This is a genomic window from Psychromonas ingrahamii 37, assembly GCF_000015285.1.
GTDB lineage: Bacteria > Pseudomonadota > Gammaproteobacteria > Enterobacterales > Psychromonadaceae > Psychromonas > Psychromonas ingrahamii.
The window spans coordinates 439,170-461,439 of sequence record NC_008709.1; the positions used below are offsets into that span (position 1 = coordinate 439,170).

The 22,270-nt window shown below is 42.2% G+C and carries 21 protein-coding genes and 1 pseudogene; 9 read left to right on the plus strand and 13 right to left on the minus strand.

The window, feature by feature from the left end; translation table 11 throughout:
- Positions 1 to 124: 124 nt before the first annotated feature.
- The 7 genes from tkt (at position 125) to PING_RS01850 (ending at position 8,434) form a co-directional block, all read left to right on the plus strand.
- Positions 125 to 2,128, plus strand: coding sequence for a transketolase (gene tkt / locus PING_RS01820; RefSeq protein WP_011768764.1), 2,004 nt, complete (start codon positions 125 to 127; stop codon positions 2,126 to 2,128).
- A 318-nt stretch (positions 2,129 to 2,446) separates the two neighbouring features.
- Positions 2,447 to 2,863 (plus strand): D-ribose pyranase, encoded by a 417-nt coding sequence (gene rbsD / locus PING_RS01825; protein WP_011768765.1) that lies wholly within the window; start codon positions 2,447 to 2,449, stop codon positions 2,861 to 2,863.
- Positions 2,864 to 2,889: 26 nt separating this feature from the next.
- A complete protein-coding gene (rbsA, locus tag PING_RS01830) occupies positions 2,890 to 4,395 on the plus strand; it encodes a ribose ABC transporter ATP-binding protein RbsA (RefSeq protein ID WP_011768766.1) in 1,506 nt (501 codons plus the stop codon).
- On the plus strand, positions 4,392 to 5,366 hold the full coding sequence (gene rbsC, locus PING_RS01835; protein ID WP_011768767.1) for a ribose ABC transporter permease: 975 nt from the start codon (positions 4,392 to 4,394) through the stop codon (positions 5,364 to 5,366). The genes rbsA and rbsC overlap by 4 nt, the downstream gene beginning before the upstream one ends.
- Before the next feature lie 70 nt (positions 5,367 to 5,436).
- Positions 5,437 to 6,315, plus strand: a complete 879-nt coding sequence (gene rbsB, locus PING_RS01840; RefSeq protein WP_011768768.1) for a ribose ABC transporter substrate-binding protein RbsB — start codon at positions 5,437 to 5,439, stop codon at positions 6,313 to 6,315.
- A gap of 163 nt (positions 6,316 to 6,478) precedes the next feature.
- The gene (rbsK, locus tag PING_RS01845) at positions 6,479 to 7,405 is read left to right on the plus strand and encodes a ribokinase (RefSeq protein ID WP_011768769.1); all 927 of its coding nucleotides are present in this window, start codon (positions 6,479 to 6,481) and stop codon (positions 7,403 to 7,405) included.
- A gap of 24 nt (positions 7,406 to 7,429) precedes the next feature.
- Positions 7,430 to 8,434: a substrate-binding domain-containing protein gene (locus PING_RS01850; RefSeq protein WP_011768770.1), complete on the plus strand. Its 1,005-nt coding sequence runs from the start codon at positions 7,430 to 7,432 to the stop codon at positions 8,432 to 8,434.
- Positions 8,435 to 8,492: 58 nt separating this feature from the next.
- Here the strand turns inward: PING_RS01850 and ilvD are convergent, their stop codons facing one another.
- The 13 genes and pseudogenes from ilvD to PING_RS01900 all read right to left on the minus strand — a co-directional run bounded on the left by ilvD (position 8,493) and on the right by PING_RS01900 (position 18,914).
- Complete coding sequence (gene ilvD / locus PING_RS01855; RefSeq protein ID WP_011768771.1) at positions 8,493 to 10,331, minus strand: dihydroxy-acid dehydratase; 1,839 nt, start codon at positions 10,329 to 10,331, stop codon at positions 8,493 to 8,495.
- A 158-nt stretch (positions 10,332 to 10,489) separates the two neighbouring features.
- The gene (gene ilvM, locus PING_RS01860) at positions 10,490 to 10,747 is read right to left on the minus strand and encodes an acetolactate synthase 2 small subunit (protein WP_011768772.1); all 258 of its coding nucleotides are present in this window, start codon (positions 10,745 to 10,747) and stop codon (positions 10,490 to 10,492) included.
- Complete coding sequence (gene ilvG, locus PING_RS01865) at positions 10,744 to 12,390, minus strand: acetolactate synthase 2 catalytic subunit (protein ID WP_011768773.1); 1,647 nt, start codon at positions 12,388 to 12,390, stop codon at positions 10,744 to 10,746. Before ilvG ends, ilvM begins: the two co-directional genes overlap by 4 nt.
- 78 nt (positions 12,391 to 12,468) lie before the next feature.
- The gene (locus PING_RS20365) at positions 12,469 to 12,705 is read right to left on the minus strand and encodes a hypothetical protein (protein ID WP_157035286.1); all 237 of its coding nucleotides are present in this window, start codon (positions 12,703 to 12,705) and stop codon (positions 12,469 to 12,471) included.
- Positions 12,706 to 12,712: 7 nt separating this feature from the next.
- Positions 12,713 to 13,319, minus strand: a pseudogene (locus PING_RS01870) (peroxiredoxin C).
- 278 nt (positions 13,320 to 13,597) lie between these two features.
- Complete coding sequence (gene menB / locus PING_RS01875) at positions 13,598 to 14,440, minus strand: 1,4-dihydroxy-2-naphthoyl-CoA synthase (protein ID WP_011768774.1); 843 nt, start codon at positions 14,438 to 14,440, stop codon at positions 13,598 to 13,600.
- Between the two features lie 27 nt (positions 14,441 to 14,467).
- Positions 14,468 to 15,265, minus strand: coding sequence for a 2-succinyl-6-hydroxy-2,4-cyclohexadiene-1-carboxylate synthase (gene menH / locus PING_RS01880; RefSeq protein ID WP_011768775.1), 798 nt, complete (start codon positions 15,263 to 15,265; stop codon positions 14,468 to 14,470).
- Complete coding sequence (gene menD / locus PING_RS01885; RefSeq protein WP_011768776.1) at positions 15,252 to 16,997, minus strand: 2-succinyl-5-enolpyruvyl-6-hydroxy-3-cyclohexene-1-carboxylic-acid synthase; 1,746 nt, start codon at positions 16,995 to 16,997, stop codon at positions 15,252 to 15,254. The genes menH and menD overlap by 14 nt, the downstream gene beginning before the upstream one ends.
- 14 nt (positions 16,998 to 17,011) lie before the next feature.
- Entirely contained in the window at positions 17,012 to 17,218 is a 207-nt protein-coding gene (locus tag PING_RS01890; protein ID WP_041765811.1) for a chorismate-binding protein, read from the minus strand.
- Entirely contained in the window at positions 17,169 to 17,300 is a 132-nt protein-coding gene (locus PING_RS21555; protein WP_269571555.1) for a hypothetical protein, read from the minus strand. Before PING_RS21555 ends, PING_RS01890 begins: the two co-directional genes overlap by 50 nt.
- Before the next feature lie 13 nt (positions 17,301 to 17,313).
- Positions 17,314 to 17,520, minus strand: a complete 207-nt coding sequence (locus PING_RS01895; RefSeq protein ID WP_041765813.1) for a chorismate-binding protein — start codon at positions 17,518 to 17,520, stop codon at positions 17,314 to 17,316.
- Positions 17,471 to 17,602 carry a hypothetical protein gene (locus PING_RS21560; RefSeq protein ID WP_269571556.1) on the minus strand — a complete coding sequence of 44 codons (132 nt, stop codon included), beginning with the start codon at positions 17,600 to 17,602 and terminating at the stop codon, positions 17,471 to 17,473. The genes PING_RS01895 and PING_RS21560 overlap by 50 nt, the downstream gene beginning before the upstream one ends.
- A 13-nt stretch (positions 17,603 to 17,615) precedes the next feature.
- Positions 17,616 to 18,914, minus strand: a complete 1,299-nt coding sequence (locus tag PING_RS01900; protein WP_011768777.1) for an isochorismate synthase — start codon at positions 18,912 to 18,914, stop codon at positions 17,616 to 17,618.
- A gap of 102 nt (positions 18,915 to 19,016) precedes the next feature.
- Here PING_RS01900 and menA point away from each other — a divergent pair, with 102 nt between their 5' ends.
- Positions 19,017 to 19,931: a 1,4-dihydroxy-2-naphthoate octaprenyltransferase gene (gene menA, locus PING_RS01905; protein WP_011768778.1), complete on the plus strand. Its 915-nt coding sequence runs from the start codon at positions 19,017 to 19,019 to the stop codon at positions 19,929 to 19,931.
- Positions 19,932 to 20,158: 227 nt separating this feature from the next.
- Complete coding sequence (gene fusA / locus PING_RS01910; RefSeq protein ID WP_011768779.1) at positions 20,159 to 22,255, plus strand: elongation factor G; 2,097 nt, start codon at positions 20,159 to 20,161, stop codon at positions 22,253 to 22,255.
- Positions 22,256 to 22,270 lie beyond the last annotated feature (15 nt).

Sequence of the window (22,270 nt, forward strand, 5' to 3'; positions counted from 1 at the left end):
TGTACTCAATTGTCATCTTTTTCATTGCCAGTACCCCACAATATTTGGGATAATCGCGGCGCTCTACACCACATCACTAAATTTTCAGCAATTGAACTCAATTGCAACCTATCAGGAGAAAGACATGCCACCTCGTAAAGAGCTAGCTAACGCGATTCGTGCACTCAGTATGGATGCCGTACAAAAAGCCAATTCAGGTCACCCTGGAGCTCCAATGGGGATGGCTGATATAGCCGAAGTCCTTTGGCGTGATTTCTTAAAACATAACCCAACTAACCCGCAGTGGGCCGATCGTGACCGTTTTGTTCTGTCTAATGGCCATGGATCAATGCTGATTTACTCGCTGCTGCATTTAACCGGTTATGCATTGTCAATTGAGGATCTTAAATCGTTCCGTCAACTGCATTCTAAAACACCTGGACATCCTGAATACGGTTACGCACCGGGTATCGAAACAACAACAGGTCCGTTAGGTCAAGGTCTGACTAATGCGGTGGGTATGGCGATTGCTGAAAAATCATTAGCAGCACAATTTAACCGTCCAGCGCACGATATCGTTGATCATTTTACTTATACTTTCTTAGGTGATGGTTGTTTAATGGAAGGGATCTCACATGAAGCTTCCTCATTAGCGGGTACTTTAGGACTCGGAAAACTGATTGCATTCTGGGATGACAACGGAATTTCAATCGATGGTAACGTTGATGGTTGGTTTACGGATGATACACCGGCACGTTTTAAAGCATACGGCTGGCAGGTAATTTCTGTTGATGGCCATAACAGCGAAGAGATTAAAGCGGCGATTATCGCAGCTCAAGCTGAAACATCTAAACCAACGATGATTTGTTGTAAAACCATTATCGGTTTTGGTGCGCCAACCAAACAGGGTACACATGGCTGTCACGGTGCGCCACTTGGTGCCGATGAAATAATCGCAACACGTAAAGCATTAGGCTGGAACTACGGTGATTTTGAAATTCCTGCAGATATCTATGCCGGTTGGGATAATAAAGAACAGGGGCAAGCCCTTGAAAATTCATGGGATGAACAGTTTGCCGCATATGCAAGCGCGTACCCTGAATTAGCCGCTGAATATAAGCGTCGTATCAATGGCGACATGCCAAGCGACTGGGAAGTTAAATCAACGCAGTATATCGAGGAATTACAAGCGAGTCAGGCGAATATTGCAACCCGTAAAGCGTCACAAAACTGCATCGAAGCATTTGGCACAATGTTGCCTGAATTATTAGGTGGCTCTGCCGATTTAGCCCCTTCGAACCTGACTATGTGGTCTGGTACTAAAGCGATTACTGCTGATGACGCGTCGGGCAACTATTTACACTACGGTGTACGTGAGTTTGCAATGTCAGCCATTGTTAACGGTATTGCTTTGCATAAAGGTTTTGTGCCCTTTGGCGCAACCTTCTTAATGTTTATGGAATATGCGCGTAATGGTTTACGTATGTCGGCCTTAATGAAGCAGCGTGCGATTCAAGTATTCACCCATGACTCAATCGGTCTGGGCGAAGATGGGCCCACTCATCAACCCGTTGAACAAATTGCCAGCTTGCGTTTAACTCCAAATATGAACACCTGGCGCCCTTGTGACAGCGTAGAGTCTGCCGTTGCCTGGAAATCAGCCATTGAGCGAATCGATGGTCCAACATCACTGGTCTTCAGTCGTCAAAATCTGCAACCTCAAGCGCGTGATGCACAGCAGCTCAGCGATGTCGCTAAAGGTGGTTATGTCTTACTTGAAAGTAAAGAGTTTGACAGTGCAAATTCAGCGTCGATTATGCTGATTGCAACGGGTTCTGAAGTACAACTTGCTGTTGAAGCCTACAACGAATTAACAGCACAGGGTAAAGCGGTACGTGTTGTGTCTCTTCCTTGTACAGATATTTTTGAAACTCAAAGTGCCGAGTATAAAGAGTCTGTTCTACCTGCCCTTGTGACTAAACGTCTGGCAATAGAGGCCGGTATTGCTGATTACTGGTACAAATATGTTGGCCTAAATGGAAAAGTTATTGGTATGACCACCTTTGGTGAGTCAGCACCCGCTGAACAGTTATTTAAAATGTTTGGTTTCACCGTAGAAAACGTTGTTGAGTCCGCTCAGACTTTATAATATTAGTTAATCAACCCTGTTTATTAGGGGAATAAAAGCCGCGTTTATCGCGGCTTTTTTGTTTTAAGCGTTGATTAGATTAATAATAGATTCCTTTCCAAATAACATATTGAATGCTCGCCGCATGAAATATTAAGCCTTTCTGTCAGATCCCGGTCACATATTTACTTTAATTAAAGTGCAAACCACCTTATTCTGTTCTAAATTAACGCCATCGAAACGTTTGCGCAATCGTTTCGTTTGTAAAAATTTACAAAAAAATAATATTTAAATATATTCATAATCTTAAAAATACAATGAATTATTAAGGCGAACTCCATGAAAAAAACCGCACTGCTCAACGCTGAATTATCTTACCTGGTCGCTTCGCTGGGGCACTTTGATGAAATAACTATCTGTGATGCGGGATTGCCTATTCCAAATGAGACACAGCGAATTGATCTTGCCTTAACCCATGGTGTACCCGCCTTTATTGATACGGTTCGCGTGATCTTAAGTGAAATGCAAATTACAGGCGTTTTATTAGCCAGTGAATTCAAACAAGTCAGCCCTGATTTACACCGGGCATTAATTGAACTTGTCGAACAGGAAAAGCTTGCTGGCAGCAGGATAGAACTTATCTATATCAGCCACGAAGCCTTTAAGGAAAGAACATCGAACAGCAAAGCGGTGGTTCGCACGGGTGAATGTACTCCTTATGCCAATGTTATTTTCCAATCTGGTGTGGTTTTTTAGTTACAAATAATGATTAAGGAGCTGAGATGAATCAGCCAATTTTAGAACTAAAAGACATTCATAAATCATTCCCAGGCGTAAAAGCCCTTGATAATGCGTGTTTAAATGTTTATCCCGGTAAAGTCATGGCGTTATTAGGGGAAAATGGTGCGGGTAAATCAACTTTAATGAAAGTATTAACCGGTATTTACGCGCTTGATCAAGGTGAAGTGCGTTATGAAAACAACAAAGTTAATTTTGCTGGACCCCGAGAGTCACAGGAGGCGGGCATTGGTATTATTCATCAGGAGTTGAACCTGATTCCAGAATTAACCATTGCTGAGAATATTTTTCTTGGGCGTGAAATAACCAATGCTTTTGGCGGCATTAAGTGGTCTGTTATGTTCGACGAAGCTGATGCTTTGCTGCAGCGTTTAAATGTAAAACATAAATCCTCACAGCTACTCGGTGATCTTAGTCTCGGTGAGCAGCAGATGGTTGAAATAGCCAAAGCACTGTCGTTTAAATCCAAAGTTATTATTATGGATGAGCCGACAGATGCATTAACGGATACGGAAACGGCGTCCCTGTTTAAAGTGATTAACGAATTACGGGACGCGGGTTACGGCATTGTTTATATTTCACATCGCTTAAAAGAGATTTTTGAGATTTGTGATGATATCACCGTGTTACGTGACGGAAAATTTATTGTAGAGCGCAAAGTGTCAGAGATAGATGAGGATACCTTAATCGAATTAATGGTTGGACGGCGATTAGATGAGCAGTATCCCCGTATAGACAGTGTAAATGGTACTACTTGTTTAGAGGTGAAAAACTTATCGGCTGCTGATATTCATAATGTTAATTTTTCTCTTAATCACGGTGAAATATTGGGTGTTTCAGGTTTAATGGGAGCGGGACGCACTGAACTGATGAAGGTGATTTATGGTGCATTAAAACGCGACTCAGGTGAACTGCTTTTAGAAGGACAATCTATTCATGCTCACACTCCGCAGCAGGGGCTTGATTATGGTATTGCTTATATCTCCGAAGACCGTAAAGGTGATGGACTGGTTCTTGGATTATCCGTTAAAGAAAATATGTCACTTTGTGCATTAAAACAGTTTTCAAAAGGGATACAGCTGGATCACCAGGCAGAAACAATCGCTGTTGAAGACTTCATCGGTTTATTTAATATTAAAACCCCGTCAATGGATCAAATTATCGGTAATTTATCCGGTGGTAATCAGCAAAAAGTCGCGATTGCTAAGGGATTAATGACTAAGCCCAAAGTATTGATTCTGGATGAACCGACTCGGGGTGTGGATGTCGGTGCTAAAAAAGAGATCTATCAACTTATTAACCAATTTAAAGCGGAAGGGATGAGTATTATTCTGGTTTCTTCTGAAATGCCCGAGGTACTCGGTATGAGCGATCGTATTATTGTAATGCATCAAGGTCGAATCAGCGGTGAATTTAACCACGCAGATGCTGATCAGGAAAAACTAATGGCTTGTGCTGTTGGTAAAGTCAGCAACGAGGTAGCAGCATGAACAACAAAGTGAGCAAGACACAAGCCAACAGTAAGCTGTTCAATAAAGAATGGTTTATTGAACAAAAATCACTGATTGCATTGATTTTACTGATTGTCGTTGTGGCATTTATGAATGAATATTTTTTTACTGTCAATAATCTGCTTAATATTCTGCGCCAAACCTCGGTCATCGCGATTATTGCGGCGGGTATGACATTGGTCATATTAACCGCCGGTATTGATTTAAGTGTGGGGTCTGTTCTCGCTTTATGTGGTGCCTTTGCTGCCAGTATGATCAGCTTGGAAATACCTATTGCCATTGCCGTCCCCATCTCATTATTGGGTGGTGCATTACTGGGTTGTGCAACGGGAGGGATAATTGCCAAAGGCAAAGTACAAGCCTTTATTGCAACCCTGGTAATGATGACCTTACTCCGTGGGGTGACCATGGTATACACAGATGGACGGCCTATTTCGGCCGGGTATACCGATGTTGCGGATAATTTTGCCTGGTTTGGAACGGGTTATGTATTTGGTATTCCGGTGCCAGTTTGGATAATGATTGCGGTTTTTGCCGCCATCTGGTATCTGCTTAATCACACCCGTTTCGGCCGTTATGTTTATGCCTTAGGCGGTAATGAGTCAGCAACACGATTATCCGGGATAAATGTCGATCGCGTTAAGATCGGTGTTTATGCCATTTGCGGATTATTATCGGCACTTGCTGGGATTATTATTACATCGCGTTTATCCTCAGCACAACCGACAGCCGGAATGGGCTATGAGTTAGATGCTATTGCCGCGGTAGTGGTCGGCGGGACAAGTTTAGCGGGTGGTAGAGGACGAATTACGGGCACCCTGATTGGGGCTCTGATAATTGGTGTTTTAAACAATGCATTAAACCTAATGGACGTCTCATCCTATTTTCAGATGATTGTTAAAGCGCTGGTCATTCTGCTGGCTGTACTGGTCGATAATAAACAGAAATAAAATTTTATTTTACCCCCCGCGGACGTTGTAAAACGCCGTAATATTATTAACAAAAGCAAAGGAATATAACATGAAAATATTTACTAAACTGATTACCGCAGCTGTTATTTCAGCTTCTTTCAGTGCCGGTGCGATGGCTCAAGATACTATTGCTATGGTTGTTTCAACCTTAAATAATCCCTTTTTTGTGAGTATGAAAGAGGGGGCTGAGGATAAGGCAAAGGAACTAGGCTATGAGCTGATTGTGCTTGATTCACAAAATGACCCCAGCAAAGAGTTATCAAATGTTGAAGATCTTGTTGTTCGAGGCGTCAAAGCGATCTTAATCAATCCGACTGATTCCGATGCGGTGACCAATGCGATTCGCATTGCTAATCAAGCTGATATTCCGGTGTTAACACTCGACCGTGGTGCAGCAGGCGGTGATGTTGTTACTCATATTGCATCGGATAACATAGCCGGTGGCGAAATGGCTGGTAAATTTATTAATGATAAAATCGGCAAAAATGCCAAAGTGGTACAGCTGGAAGGTATTGCCGGTACATCGGCTGCGCGTGAGCGTGGTGAAGGATTCATGAAAGCTGTTAGCACCTACAACATGGATTTGTTAGCCAGCCAACCTGCCGATTTTGACCGTACCAAAGGTCTGAATGTAATGGAAAATCTTCTTGCCTCTAATCCGGACACCCAAGCTGTATTTGCCCAAAATGACGAAATGGCATTAGGGGCTATTCGTGCCGTGCAGGCATCGGGCAAAAAAATATTAGTGGTTGGTTTTGATGGAACAGAAGGTGGTATTGCCGCTGTAAAACGCGGATCGCTTGGCGCAACTATTGCTCAACAGCCTCGTATGATTGGTTCTCTCGGAGTTGAATCTGCAGCAAAAGTACTTAAAGGTGAAGCTGTTGAAAAATACATTCCAGTATCATTAATGATGATTGTTAAATAATTTAAAATGCTTACTTAAATTAAATCAAGCAGCCTGATGATTTTATTCTCAGGCTGTATTTTTACTCTTAAAATCTAAAATAAATTGTTTAAGCTTGTTTAAAACAGCCTTAAACAATGTATTTTAAACAATGTGTTTTAACTTTAATTAAAATGGTTTATTTATGAATAAATTAGTCGTTCTGGGCAGCGTTAACGCCGATCATGTTTTACAAGTTCCCTCTTTTCCGCGTCCCGGAGAAACTCTGCACGGCACAGGCTATGCTGTTATTCCCGGGGGAAAGGGCGCCAACCAGGCTGTCGCAGCTGCGCGTTTGGGCGCCGATGTGGCATTTATTGCCTGCTTGGGTGATGATAGTTTCGGGATTAATATTCGTGACGCTTTTAAAAGCGATGGAATCAATGTTGATGGGGTGATGATTGAAAAAAACACCCCAACAGGGATCGCAATGATTCAAGTATCGGCCACCGGAGAGAACAGTATTTGCATCTCAGCCGAAGCCAATAATCACCTCACACCTGAACGTATAAAACCTTTTTCCTCTCTTATTAGCGCAGCTGAAATATTACTGATGCAATTGGAAACGCCTATTGAAACGATCCAGGCCGCTGCTGAAACGGCAAAACTCGCCGGGACAGTGGTTGTCTTAAATCCGGCACCTGCGCAATCATTAAGCGATGAGTTGTTAAAACTTGTTGATATTATCACCCCCAATGAAACCGAAGCTGAGCAGCTTACGGGTGTTCAAGTCAAGGATATGCCCTCGGCACAACAAGCCGCTGAAAAGTTACATGACAAGGGTATCGAAATGGTAATGATAACCCTAGGCAGTGAGGGGGTATGGCTGAGCCAGGCTGGTAAGGGTAAGCAGATAAAAGGCTTTACCGTGAAAGCTGTGGATACAACAGCCGCAGGAGATACTTTCAACGGTGCGCTATTGACCCGCTTGCTGGAAAAGGCAAGCGTGGAAGAATCGATTCGTTTTGCCCATGCGGCTGCCGCGATCACGGTCACCGGTAAAGGGGCACAAACATCGATTCCAGATCGCCAGAGTGTAGAGAAATTTTTACAGCAGATGGACAATAAATGATTATTTAAGGATTTGAACAAGCAAATGGCAACCATAAAAGATGTAGCAAAACATGCGGGCGTGTCTACTTCAACGGTCAGCCATGTTTTAAATCAAACACGTTATGTCAGCGAAGATATCACGGCTCGCGTAAAAAAGGCGGTCGATGAGCTGCAATATGCGCCGTCGGCCTTAGCGAGAAGCCTTAAGCTTAAATATACACATACCTTTGGTATGTTAGTGACAACCTCAGCGAACCCCTTTTTTGCGGAAGTGGTAAAGGGGGTTGAGCGCCGCTGTTATGAGCAAGGTTATAATTTACTGCTGTGTAATACGGAAGGCGATTTAGAGCGCTTACGTTTTAATATCGATATGCTGCTCCAAAAAAGGGTGGATGGACTATTACTGATGAGTGATGAAATCGTCAGTCAAAACTTAGATATTTTTGCCCGCCATAAAGCCGTGCCGACTGTTGTTATGGATTGTGGTAAAACGCATTTTCCGGCAGATAAAATCCAAGATAATTCCTATCTCGGTGGTTACTTAGCAACCCAGTATCTGATAAAAAAAGGTCATAGAAAAATTGGCTGTATTACTGGACCTATCAATAAACCCATGGCTGAAAAACGTTGGGCGGGTTATCAAAAAGCGATGCAAGATGCCGGGCTTATTATCAATCCTGATTGGCTGGTGGATGGCAATTTTGAATGTGAAGGGGGTCAACAAGCCTTAGATAAAATGTTGAGTAGGGGCACTTTACCCAGCGCACTTTTTGTTTGCAACGATATGATGGCATTGGGTGTTATTAACAGCGCCAGCAAACATGGCATCTCGATTCCCGATGATTTATCTATTATTGGCTATGATGATATAAAAATAGCCCGATTTTTCACTCCCTCATTGACCACTATCCATCAACCTAAATTTAATTTAGGGCGAAAAGCCTTTGATACCCTGTTAGATAAGATTCAAAGCAAAAGAGAAAATGATTTAGAGATAAAGCTGGAACCGACATTAATTGAGCGGGACAGTGTAAAGCAGATAGGTTAAATTCAGCTGTCAGCTGTCAGCTGTCAGCCGATAGCCGTCAGCCAACAGCCGTCAGTTTCTATTTCAGCTTGCTTATATCGCGTATTGCGCCTTTATCGGCAGAGGTTGCCATTAAAGCATAAACTTTTAGTGCCGTTGACACGTGGCGTTCACGGCTGACGGGTTTCCAGCCATGAATATCCATTGCGATACGACGTTCAGCTAATATTTCGTCAGATACTTTTAAGTCCATTGTCCGTGTTGGAATATTGATATCGATAATATCGCCATCCTCAATCAGACCAATAACACCACCGGCGGCGGCTTCTGGTGAAGCGTGACCGATTGACAGTCCCGAGGTACCCCCGGAGAAACGGCCATCGGTAACTAATGCACATTTTTTGCCGAGTCCCATGGATTTCAGGTAACTGGTTGGATAAAGCATTTCCTGCATACCCGGGCCACCTTGAGGGCCTTCATAACGGATAACAACTACATCACCTTCGACGACTTTACCCCCTAAAATAGCGGCTACCGCAGTATCCTGGCTTTCGTATATTTTAGCCGGACCGGTAAAGGTAAGATTATCATTATCAACGCCAGCAGTTTTAACCACGGCACCGTCAACGGCCATATTTCCAAATAACACCGCAAGACCACCTTCAGTACTAAAAGCATGCTCCAGTGAACGTACGCAACCTGCTGCGCGATCATTATCAACGGTATCCCAGCGACAAGACTGACTGAAGGGTTTTACCGTACGAATACCAGCGGGCCCGGCACGATAAAAATCAATGATTTTTGGATCGTCAGTTTGCATAATATCGTATTTTGCCAACTGCTCTTTCATGGTCGGGCTAAGGATAGTTGGAATATCACTGTTTAATAAACCCGCACGGTCCAATTCCCCTAAAATAGCCATCACACCACCCGCACGGTGTACATCTTCCATATGGTACAAAGGAGTGGAAGGCGCAACTTTACAAAGCTGAGGGATACGGCGGGACATTTCATCCATGTCGGCTACTGTGTAGTCCAGTTCAGCTTCCTGAGCACAGGCTAACAGATGTAAAATTGTATTGGTTGAGCCGCCCATGGCGATATCAAGTGCCATTGCATTTTCAAAAGCTTCCCGGCAGGCAATTGCACGCGGCAATACTGAATAATCATCCTGTTCATAATGACGTTTAGTAATATCAACAATACGTTCACCGGCCTCTAAAAACAGTTGTTCACGGTCAGCATGGGTCGCAAGCATTGAGCCGTTACCCGGTAATGAAAGCCCCAGTGCTTCGGTTAAACAGTTCATTGAATTGGCGGTAAACATACCGGAGCATGACCCACAAGTCGGGCAGGCACTGCGTTCAACTTTAGCCAGATCTTCATCGGAAACATTTTTATCCGGTCCCATCACCATCGCATCAACTAAGTCGAGCTTGATAATCTGATCTGAAAGTTTGGTTTTACCCGCTTCCATCGGACCACCGGAAACAAAAATAACCGGAATATTTAAACGTAATGCCGCCATTAACATTCCCGGCGTGATTTTGTCACAGTTGGAAATGCAAACAATAGCATCGGCACAGTGTGCATTGACCATATATTCAATCGAATCAGCAATCAAATCACGAGAGGGCAGACTATAGAGCATGCCCGAGTGACCCATCGCAATACCATCATCAATGGCAATAGTATTAAACTCTTTGGCGATACCGCCTGCAGCTTCAACGGCTCCTGCAACAAGCTGTCCCATGTCCTTTAAATGCACATGGCCGGGAACAAATTGGGTAAATGAGTTAGCAATGGCAATGATTGGTTTTCCGAAATCATCATCTTTCACGCCAGTTGCACGCCATAGTGCACGAGCACCCGCCATATTACGGCCATGGGTTGATGTTTTTGAACGATACTGTGGCATTTAAATTCCTTACTGGTTGATAACTAATGGCTCTTTAGTACTGCTTTACAGAAAATAAAAGCTGTTTAATCGAGCGCAGAAACTGTCTGTTATGGAGTGACTTAATGAGCAAAAATTAACTTATTTTGACAGAAAAGGTAACTTGAATTTCGAAGACTCTAGGCACTTTCTTTTACTGGCGGTGCCTGCCCGAGTACTGCAACTTGCGTAATGCCAAATATTTTTTCAATTTGCTTGCTTAATAAACTCACCGGGCGATCACTGCTCACAGTCACGGTAATATGCAATAATTTACCATTCCCGGTACATTCGGCATTTATTTTTTGCACAAAGAAACCGCGATGGCGAATAACACGTAACAGTCGTTCCAATAATTCAGGGCTATTCTCACCTTGAATTATCATCAAGTATTTCATTCTAAACTCTCCATCATTTTGTGATTTGCAGCGCCCGGTGGCACCAATGGCCAGACATTCTCTGTTTCTGAAATAGACACATGTAACAAATAGGCACCTTTACTGTTAAGCAGTCTGGTCAATGCATCGTGGATCTGCGATTTTGCCACAATAGTTTCGCCGGGAATATCAAAGGCACTTGCCAGAGTCACAAAATCTGGATTATCGCTTAAAATCGTTTCACTATAGCGGCCATCAAAAAACAACTGCTGCCATTGACGTACCATCCCTAAGCGCTGATTATCAATCAGAACGATTTTAATTGGTAGTTTGCCACGTTTGATAGTCCCAAGTTCCTGTACATTCATCATAAATGAACCATCACCTGAAACCGCAATAACGGTATCATCAGGTCTCGCCATTTGTGCGCCAACAGCTGCTGGAATTCCAAAACCCATAGTCCCCAAACCTGAACTGGAAATATGGTTTTCAGGACGATCGACAAACATATGCTGTGCAACCCACATCTGATGCTGCCCTACGTCACTACAGATAACCGTGTCTCTAGGCATTATTTTTGCGATTTGTCTAAGCAGGGCGGGAGCAAAAATAGCTCCTCCGGGATGGTCATAACGATTTGCAAAATCCACTTTCATTTTGGCGACGTGAGTTCGCCAGTTGAGTATGCTGGAGGTGGTTTCTATTGACGGTAAAATTAATTTCAAATCATCACTCATGGCCAGCTCAACCACCCGTAACTTATCTATTTCGGCGGCATCGACATCAAGGTGGATAACTTTTGCATGGGGAGCAAATTCTTCTAGTTTTCCGGTAACCCGATCGTCAAATCGCGCGCCAACAGCAATCAGCAGGTCGCACTCTTGAATGGCTATATTGGCCGCCTTACTGCCGTGCATTCCCACCATGCCGAGAAAATAATCGGAGTTATAGGGAATACAGCCAATGCCTTTTAATGTACAGACACTGGGAATTTTAGATTTTTTAAGGAAACTGCGTAATTCTGTGACAGCGCCGGCCATACCGACACCACCCCCTACATAGACAAGGGGTTTAGCGGCCGCTCGAATCATTGACCTTGCCTTTCTCAGCAATGAATTATCTAAGGGTTTTGAGTCGCTTTCGGTCTGTGTCAAGTGATGGATAACCGCATCTGCAAGTTGAATATCCTTGGGAATATCTATTAGGACGGGACCGGGGCGGCCCGACTGAGCAATTTGAAACGCCTGCTCAATTATCGGCCCTAACTGTTCTGCGCTTGGTACCATAAAACTATGTTTGGTACAGGCTAAAGAAAGGCCCAGTACATCAACTTCCTGAAAAGCATCGGTGCCAATTAAATGGCTGGCCACTTGACCGGTGATAGCGACAATGGGAATTGAATCTAATAATGCATCTGCAAGTCCTGTTATCAGGTTGGTTGCGCCTGGGCCTGAAGTGGCTATACAGACTCCAGTTTTCCCGGTTGCGCGTGCATAACCGATAGCGGCCATTGCCGCACCTTGTTCATGACGGCAGAGAAGATGTTCCACACCGCCATCATAGAGTGCATCATACAAGGGCATAATTGCCCCGCCAGGATAACCAAAAACTTGCGTTACGTTTTGCTGCTTTAATGCCTGAACGACAGAGTGGGCACCATTCATAGTTTATTCCTGAATTTAGTGAATACTTATCGTTTTTGTTTTAATCATAAAAAATCAAAACAAGTAATGAGTAACATTTTAGAGTGTGTCTTTATAACAAATAAAAGTGACTTCCTCAACTATTGTTGATGCAGATAAAAAGTCATCGACTTTTACATATTGTAAAAAAAGAGCGCTTGTTGGAATGAGGAATTTTATGCTGGAGATAAAAACGGCTTCAATAAAAAAGCCGTTTTTATTTAAATAATAATCGGGAAATCGGGCTATTTTTGTATCCCTATATCTTGGTGCAATACAGAAATGCCATTTTTTCATTTAAATTTTATAGGTCGTCGTTATGCTCAGATAAGTATTTAGCAACACCTTCTGGAGATGCTTCCATACCGGCTTTGTCTTTAACCCATTGTGCTGGACATACTTCGCCGTGCTCTTCATGGAACTGCAGCACATCAACCATACGTAACATTTCATCAACATTACGGCCAAGGGGTAAATCGTTGACTACTTGATGACGAACCACACCCTCTTTGTCGATTAAGAAAGATCCACGTAGTGCAACACCCGCAGCTTTTAATTCAACACCATAGGCTTTACAAATCTCATGTTTAACATCGGCAACTAGTGAGTATTGTACCTGGCCGATACCACCATCGTTGATGGCCGTGTTGCGCCATGCGTGATGAGTGAATTGTGAATCGATTGAAACACCAATTACTTCAACACCACGTGCTTGGAATTCACTAAAACGTTTGTCGAATGCGATTAACTCAGAAGGACATACAAAAGTAAAATCAAGAGGGTAGAAAAAAAATAACTGTTTCTTTACCAGCAGAAAATTCTTTCAGGTTAAAACTATCAACGATTTCACCATTACCGAGAACAGCTGCTGCTGTAAAATCAGGGGCTTGTTGGCCTACTAACACCATAATTAATTCCTTTTAAAAATAAAAAAAGTGCTTTCAAACATTGCTAACCCGGTATCACGCGTCAAATGATAACAAGATTCGAATTGTTTTTACCAATTATTTTGATAGGAAAAGGCTATCAAAATAATGCCTGGTATAAATAATGGGAAGTTACAATTTGCTCTGAACACGGTTAGGTGTTTAGAGCAAATTTATAAAATTTTCTGTTATACCCAAAGGACTTGCCTATGTTTACCCGCTCAAGGGGCACGATAATATAAGAGAAGAGTGCTCAGCAATAATTATGGGTTTCGGCCAAATTTTGAAAAATCGGGTTTACGCTTTTCATTAAAAGCATTACGTCCCTCCTGCCCCTCTTCGCTCATATAAAAAAGCATAGTGGCATTACCGGCCAGCTCTTGTAATCCGGCCTGTCCGTCACAATCCGCATTTAATGCAGCTTTCAAGCAGCGCAATGCCATCGGGCTGTTTTGCAGGATCTCTCTGCACCATTTTACGGTTTCGTTTTCTAAATAAACAAGCGGAACAACGGTATTGACCATCCCCATATCCAGCGCTTCTTGCGCATCATACATGCGGCATAAAAACCAAATTTCGCGTGCTTTTTTCTGACCAACGATGCGCGCCATATAACTGGCCCCCCAGCCACCATCAAAGGAGCCTACTTTAGGGCCAGTTTGACCAAACTGTGCGTTGTCAGCCGCGATGGTTAAATCGCACATCATATGTAAGACATGACCGCCACCCACTGCGTAACCCGCTACCATAGCAATGACAGGTTTGGGGCAAGTGCGAATCTGGCGTTGAAAATCCAGAACGTTAAGATGATGACCGCCGCTCTCATCTTTATAACCGGAGTCACCACGGACGCTCTGATCCCCTCCAGAACAAAAAGATAAGGGACCTTGACCGGTAAGAATAATGACACCAATATCACCATCATAACGCGCATCCTGCAGTGCCTGCATCATTTCATTCACTGTTTTTGGACGAAAAGCGTTACGAATATGCGGACGGTTAATCGTTATTTTGGCGATTCCATCGGCTTTGTGGTAGAGAATGTCAGTGAAGTTTAACGCGCTTTTTTTCCATGCAATGGGTGCATAACCCTCTTTTTCAGGCATATTTTTCTCTTAATTATTATCTAAAAATTATTGACTAAAATGCTGCTTAATAAAGCGCGCATATTGCACAGGACTCTGTTGGTGAATATTATGACCTGCCCCGGCAAATTCAGTTGGTTGGATATTTTTAAGCTTGGCTAATGCGCGGCCTAGGGTTTTAAATTTATTATCTTTTTCGCCAAAACAGTAATAAATGGATAAGGGTTTTGCTTGTGCAGTATTTTTTTGTAAAAAAGGCAATGCATCGGTTTGCTCAGCGAGACTGGTTGCCAGCAGCATATTTGCTAAACAGACACCGTAATTACGACTGCGCTTATTAAACAGATTATTTTTTTGTTCGCAGGAAAGATCGTTGAAAATATCCTGTTCATACCATTGATTTAAACTTTGTCTAATACTTTGTGTGGCAAAGCGTTTCGCCCAACTAAGATCATGTGCAAAACGTTTATCTTTTTCATCCTGAGTTTGATAACCGGTATGGCAAGATTCTAAGACCAAGGCTTTTAAGTGCTGATCCTGTTGTGTGCGTGCGTAATCAAGCGCAATACGGCCACCTAAGGAATAACCAATAAGAATATATTCTTTGATTTTTAAGTCGTTTAATACATTTTTAATCAACCGATGTGTTGTCTCAAAGCCTTTATCTTTAGGTATTGTTACTGAGGCGGAATCTCCATGCCCGGGCAGATCGATAGAGATACAATAAAAAGATTTTTTCAGCTGCTTGATAGTTTCACACCAATCCTGATGACTACCTAAAAAACCGTGCAAAAAAACTAAAGCAGGAGATTGAGGCGACCCCTGCGTTTGGCTAAAAAGTGGCATACTTTATCTGCTCTTTGATGTATTCAAGATGGTTGTAAGTTTGGTCGTTTTTGACACAGATCTCAATTAAAGAAAGACGATTCTGTAATGATTTTTGATAATCACCGACAAATTGATCCAGACTTTCGGGTTGGTAATAATCGATTGAAAATTGCCTGCAGCTGTCGGCAAAGGTTAAACCATGGGGTAATTGGTAATAATCTTGTTTTTGCTGGGTAGGCACCGGCAGAAGATTAAATATCGCGCCGCCATCATTGTTAAACACAATGATCACAAAGGGCCCTTGCAGTTGTTTTAATAAAGCCAGGGAATTTAAATCGTGAAGAAAAGAGGTGTCGCCAATTAAGAGTGTGGTAATACTCGCGCAAGACTTTGCAATGCCGCTTGCCGTTGCCAGCAAACCATCAATGCCGCTTGCCCCTCGATTGCTAAAGGGCAATGCTGCGTTTTGTCTGAAAAACATATCACTCAAACGAACCGGCATACTGTTACCGATAAATACCGGGTTGTCAGCAGGCAGCAACTTATCCAGTGCAGAGATGACAGATATTTCACTAATGAGATTATTGTCCAAAAAAGGGCTTATTATCTGCTTCGTTATATAATTGTTTTGCTGTTGCAGTACCTGTGACCAGTGTTTATCAATATCTGGTATTTTATTCTGTAGACTTTTTATCCATTGCGTGGCTGAGCATACAAATCTTTTTCTTAAGCTGTGAGCAGGATCGATTCTAGTATTACCTGGATCGACCAACAAATACTCGCCTGCAAATCCTTCAATAAATTGACTAAGGCGTTTGGAAATAAGCTTACCCCCAAACTGTACAATAATATCGGCCTGCTGCAGGTTTTCAGTAAACTGTTTATTGACCAATAACAGGTCATAATAGTGCAGGTTATTTGCATTGCCTGTTAATGCGGATTGCAGATCGGCTAAAAGTGGGTAATTATTCAATGCAGCAAATTCAGCAATGGCTTGAGCTTGATTGATACCAGTGACGCGACCGGCAATAACCAGCACCTTTTTATCCCTAAGCTGAGTATTGCTTGCCGCTTGAAAAGAGTCTTTATTCTGAAAATATTGGCTAAAGGGTTGTTTATCTATTAGCCACTGTTTTAATGATTGTAAATAGCCTTGATAATTAAGCGTTGCTGTTTGCGGATATAACGGCTCTGAAAACGCGATATTAAAATGAATCGCTGCGGGGGTCTGCCGCTGCTGCTGTAACCCTTGATTGATAGTGGTTAACAGGTAATTAGGTTTAATGTGTGTCGTAGCACTGGGTATTTGTGCAAAAAAAACCGGATAATGGGAAAAGATTCGATATTGGTCAATGGCTTGATTCGCGCCACAATCGATTAATTCAACGGGTCTGTCAGCAGATAAAATTATTAAGGGAATCGCGCTTAGTTTGGCTTCAATAACGGCAGGATAAAGGTTTGCGACCGCGGTGCCGGAGGTGGTAATAATAACCACGGGTTTATGGCTAAAGAGACTCAGACCAAGTGCTAAAAAACCTAACCCCCGTTCATCAAAATGGACATGGGTATGCGCCTCTGTATGCTGGTCAGCCGCTAATGTTAAAGGGGTTGAACGGGATCCGGGGGCAATACAAAAATCTGAAATACCGTTGCGCACCAGCTCTTCAATAAACAGTGATGCCCACAACAGGTTGATATTAGAAAACTCATGAGCAAATGAAGCAGGCTCTTTATATAACGTAGTGATCATTTTTTTACCTTAAATTACACCGATAAAATATCTAAAATAATGTGAATTTTATTTTCCAATTCCTGCCATTCTTGATCTGCAATTGAACCTACCACAATGCCGGCATCTGCAAATAACTTGATCTTATTGCTTGATACCAGAGCGCTGCGGATGGCAACACTAAAATCACTTTTATCGACGCGCAGATAACCCTGAAATACTGTTGCGTACCAGCTCTTCAATAAACAGTGATACCCACAACAGGTTGATATTAGAAAACTCATGAGCAAATGAAGCCGGCTCTTTATATAATGTAGTGATCATTTTTCACCTCAAATTACACCGATAGAATATCTAAAATAGTGTGAATTTTATTTTCTAATTCCTGCCATTCTTGATCTGCAATTGAACCTACCACAATGCCGGCACCGGCAAATAATTTGATCTTATTGCTTGATATTAGAGCGCTGCGGATGGCAACACTAAAATCACTTTTATCGACGCGCAGATAACCCTGAAATACCGTTGCGTACCAGCTCTTCAATAAACAGTGATACCCACAACAGGTTGATATTAGAAAACTCATGAGCAAATGAAGCCGGCTCTTTATATAATGTAGTGATCATTTTTCACCTTAAATTACACCGATAGAATATCTAAAATAGTGTGAATTTTATTTTCTAATTCCTGCCATTCTTGATCTGCAATTGAACCTACCACAATGCCGGCACCGGCAAATAATTTGATCTTATTGCTTGATACCAGAGCGCTGCGGATGGCAACACTAAAATCACTTTTATCGACGCGCAAATAACCCACAGTACCCGCATACCAACCACGATTATAATGCTCTTTATCATTAATAAACTGCAGCGCGGGGAGTTTTGGGCAGCCCCCTACAGCCGGGGTGGGATGTAAATTATGTAAAAGATGTGCATCCTTGGTTTGCGCATTTAATTTAGCATTAATTTCCACCCGTAAATGCTGTACATTAAGCAGTTGCATGACATGCGGCTCGGAACAGGTAACCTCTGCCTTTAAACGCTTAAGACTAGAGACAATAAATTCTTGTACTAAATAGTTTTCCCGGTCAATTTTTTTATCACTTAACAAACTTTGTCGCAGAATGGCATCTTCACGCGGCTCCCTTCCCCGATTGACTGTTCCAGCTAAGGCTTCGGTTTTAAGTCTGTTGTTTTCTCGAGAAAAAAGCCGTTCCGGAGAGCAACCGATAAAAGTATGGTTTGTAGAAAACTGAAAGGCAAAATGAAAACTATTTGGGTTTGCTTCCTGCCATTGATTAATTAAATCCCATTGATTAACTTTCTGCTCACAGATAAGTTCCGTCTGCCTTGATAAAACAACTTTTGGGATTAACGCCTTATACTCAATGGCCGATTCAACCAGCTCAGCCCATTGTTGTCGATTCGGCAGATCCTCTCTTGAGACAACGATATTGTTGACCGCATCGGGAGAGACTGGCTTTTGCAGGCAATTTATTAATAATAAGCTTTTTTCAATACTGTTAGCGCCGTTAAAATGACAGGTTAATCTTAATTTTTGCTGTTCTAATGTAAATTCTAAGGCTGGGCGAATAAAAAGTATTTCGGGGAAATCTGCCCATTGCACCCCCTGCTGCTGGAAAGCCAAGCCGCCAAAGTAACAAGCCTCGCCAATGGGCTCGGGAATATAGGTGCATTCATCAATAGCACCAAAGCAGGCAATAGTTTGCAGATGCTCTATATCCTCCCAGTAAATTCTTGGATAAAGTGCATCGCTGTCTAATGATTGCCCTTTTAATAAACCAAGTAAATCAAACGGGGTAAGCGGGATAACCAGATTGCAGCTTGGTTTGTCGCCCTGTTTTATTGCAAACTGTTGTAATTGTTCACGAATAAAAATGACCATTAAATTGAAATTATGCTCAGCAGTTAACATGGGCTCATGATATATTGACGGATTAAGGTTTGTTAATGTAGCGCGATTAACAGCCGATTCCTAGCGGAACCGCGTATAACCACACTTTTTTAGGATATTTAGATGAGTAATATTTCAGTTTGGCTAAGCGAATTACGTTTACGTACATTACCGCTTGCAGCAGCTTCAATTATTTTAGGGGCTGGGATAGCCATTCAAGCACAAATATTTGACCTGTTGATTTTTAGTTTATCGCTTATTACCGCTTTGTTATTACAGATTTTATCAAATCTTGCCAATGATTATGGTGATGCCATCTCCGGGGTAGACAATGGCAAGCGTGTTGGTCCGTTACGCGCAATGCAGAGCGGTGCTATCAGCCAAAAAAGCCTGAAAATTGCGATCCTGTTAACGACTAGTTTAGTGGTGGTGTCGGGCATCACTTTACTGGTTATTGCATTAGGTTCAAATTCAACGAGTTGGGTAGTTTTTTTGTTGCTTGGTTTATTAGCTATTGTCGCTGCGATAACCTATACAATGGGAAAATTACATTATGGATACAGAGCGATGGGCGATCTTGCTGTGTTTCTGTTTTTTGGCTTAGTAGGAGTAGTCGGCAGTTATTACCTTTATGGTTTAACTTTTAGCTGGTCCTTACTTTTACCGGCAACCAGTGTCGGGCTTTTATCCGCAGCTGTTTTAAATATTAATAATATGCGTGATATTTATACGGATAAAGAGGCCCATAAAACAACTTTGGTGGTTTTATGGGGGCTGAAAAATGCTTTTATCTATCACTTGTCCCTTATTGTCGGTGCTTTTATCTGTGCCGTTTACTATTTTAGTCAGCTTGAAAATGTACAAGCCTGGCAATTTATTTTTTTGCTTAGCTTTAGTCCGCTAATCAAGAGTTGTCTGATATTAAAGGAGGCGATCTCCAAAGATATTCGTGACGGTCAGGTATTTAATGATGAGCTTAAAAACACGGCATTATCCACCTTTGTTTTTAGTCTTTTATTTGCGCTGGTATTAATTTAGATGCATTAAACCCATTTTTAGTTTCTTACCACTTTCAGAACTTGGATAAGCGCGCTTTTGTACGCTTATTTTAACCGGAGCTTAGCTGTTTTTATAAAAACCACTAAAAAGATGGCTAAAAAAGCAACATATTTTATTTTATTTTTAATTCCGTGTTCTGTTTAACGCTAATACTTGTATAATGCTGCCGGAATATTGATTCAATTTTTTACTAAAGAGTATATAAAATGAAAGATTTAAGTAAATACAGAAATATTGGTATTTTTGCCCATGTTGATGCGGGTAAAACAACAACCACAGAGCGTATCCTAAAACTGACTGGTACAATCCACAAAACCGGTGAAGTGCATGATGGTGAATCTACAACTGACTTTATGGAACAGGAAGCTGAGCGCGGTATTACTATCCAGTCTGCAGCGGTAACTTGTTTCTGGAAAGACCACCGTTTTAACGTTATTGATACTCCTGGGCACGTTGACTTCACAGTAGAAGTTTACCGTTCTCTCAAAGTATTGGATGGCGGCATCGGTGTATTCTGTGGTAGTGGTGGTGTTGAACCGCAATCAGAAACAAACTGGCGTTATGCGAATGACTCAAAAGTTGCACGTATTATCTTTGTTAATAAATTAGACCGTATGGGTGCTGATTTTTACCGCGTGATTGAGCAGACTAAAAAAGTACTAGGTGCTAACCCGCTAGTCATGGTTTTACCTATCGGTATTGAAGATGAATTCAGTGGTGTTGTTGACTTATTAACACGTAAAGCATATATCTGGGATGCGACTGGTCTTCCAGAAAACTATGAAATTACTGATATTCCAGCTGATATGCTTGAATTGACTGAAGAATACCGTGAAAAATTGATCGAAACTGCCGTTGAGCAAGACGATGATCTAATGGAAGCGTACCTGGAAGAGGGTGTTGAGCCTTCTATGGAAGAACTTAAACGTTGTATCCGTAAAGGAACACGTACTATGGAATTCTTCCCAGCTTACTGTGGTTCTGCCTTCAAAAACAAAGGTATTCAAAATATTCTTGACGCTGTTGTTGATTACCTGCCTTCTCCAACAGAAGTTGATCCACAACCACTTACGGATGAAGAAGGCGAACCAACTGGTAAGTTTGCAACTGTCTCTACAGAAGAAACATTTAAAGCCTTAGCATTTAAAATTATGGATGACCGTTTTGGTGCTTTAACCTTTATACGTATCTATTCCGGTACGCTTAAGAAAGGCGATACCATCCTTAACTCCTTTACGGGTAAAACTGAGCGTGTTGGCCGTATGGTTGAGATGCAGGCAGATGATCGTAAAGAGCTATCCGCAGCACAAGCCGGTGATATCATGGCTATCGTTGGTATGAAGAACAACGTTCAAACGGGCCACACTTTATGTGATCCTAAAGACCCGATTATCCTGGAAGCAATGGTATTCCCTAACCCGGTAATCTCTATCTCTGTTACACCTAAAGATAAAGGTTCAACTGAGAAGATGGGTATTGCTATCGGTAAAATGGTTGCAGAAGATCCAACCTTTAAAGTTGAAACTGATGTTGATTCAGGTGAAACTATCCTGTCTGGTATGGGTGAGCTTCACTTGGATATCAAAGTTGATATCCTTAAGCGTACCTACGGTGTTGACCTTGCTGTTGGTGAACCTCAAGTTGCTTACCGTGAAACTATCACCGAAGAAATTGAAGATAGCTACACACATAAGAAACAGTCTGGTGGTTCTGGTCAGTTCGGTAAAATTGATTACCGTATCAAGCCTGGTGAACCAGGTAGTGGTTTCGTCTTCACTTCTAAAGTTGTTGGCGGTAACGTACCAAAAGAATTCTTCCCGGCGATTGAGAAAGGCTTTAAGGGAATGATGGATACCGGTGTACTAGCTGGCTTCCCAGTACTTGACGTTGAAGTTGAAGTTTATGATGGTGGTTTCCATGCCGTCGATTCATCTGCAGTTGCATTTGAATTAGCAGCACGTGGTGCATTCCGTCAGTCAATTCCAAAAGCGGGTGCACAACTTCTTGAACCAATCATGGCTGTAGATGTATTTACGCCTGATGATCACGTGGGTGATGTTATCGGTGACCTTAACCGTCGTCGTGGTATGATTGCCGGCCAAGAAGCAGGAACTAGTGGTGTTCGTATTAAAGCTGACGTACCTCTTTCAGAAATGTTTGGTTACATTGGTTCTCTACGTACAATGACATCAGGCCGTGGTCAGTTCTCTATGCTGTTTAAAAACTATATGCCTTGTCCAAACAATGTTGCTGAAGGCGTAATCGAAAAAGTTAAAGCTGATAAAGCTGCTAAAAAGAAATAGTTTCTTTTAAATAAC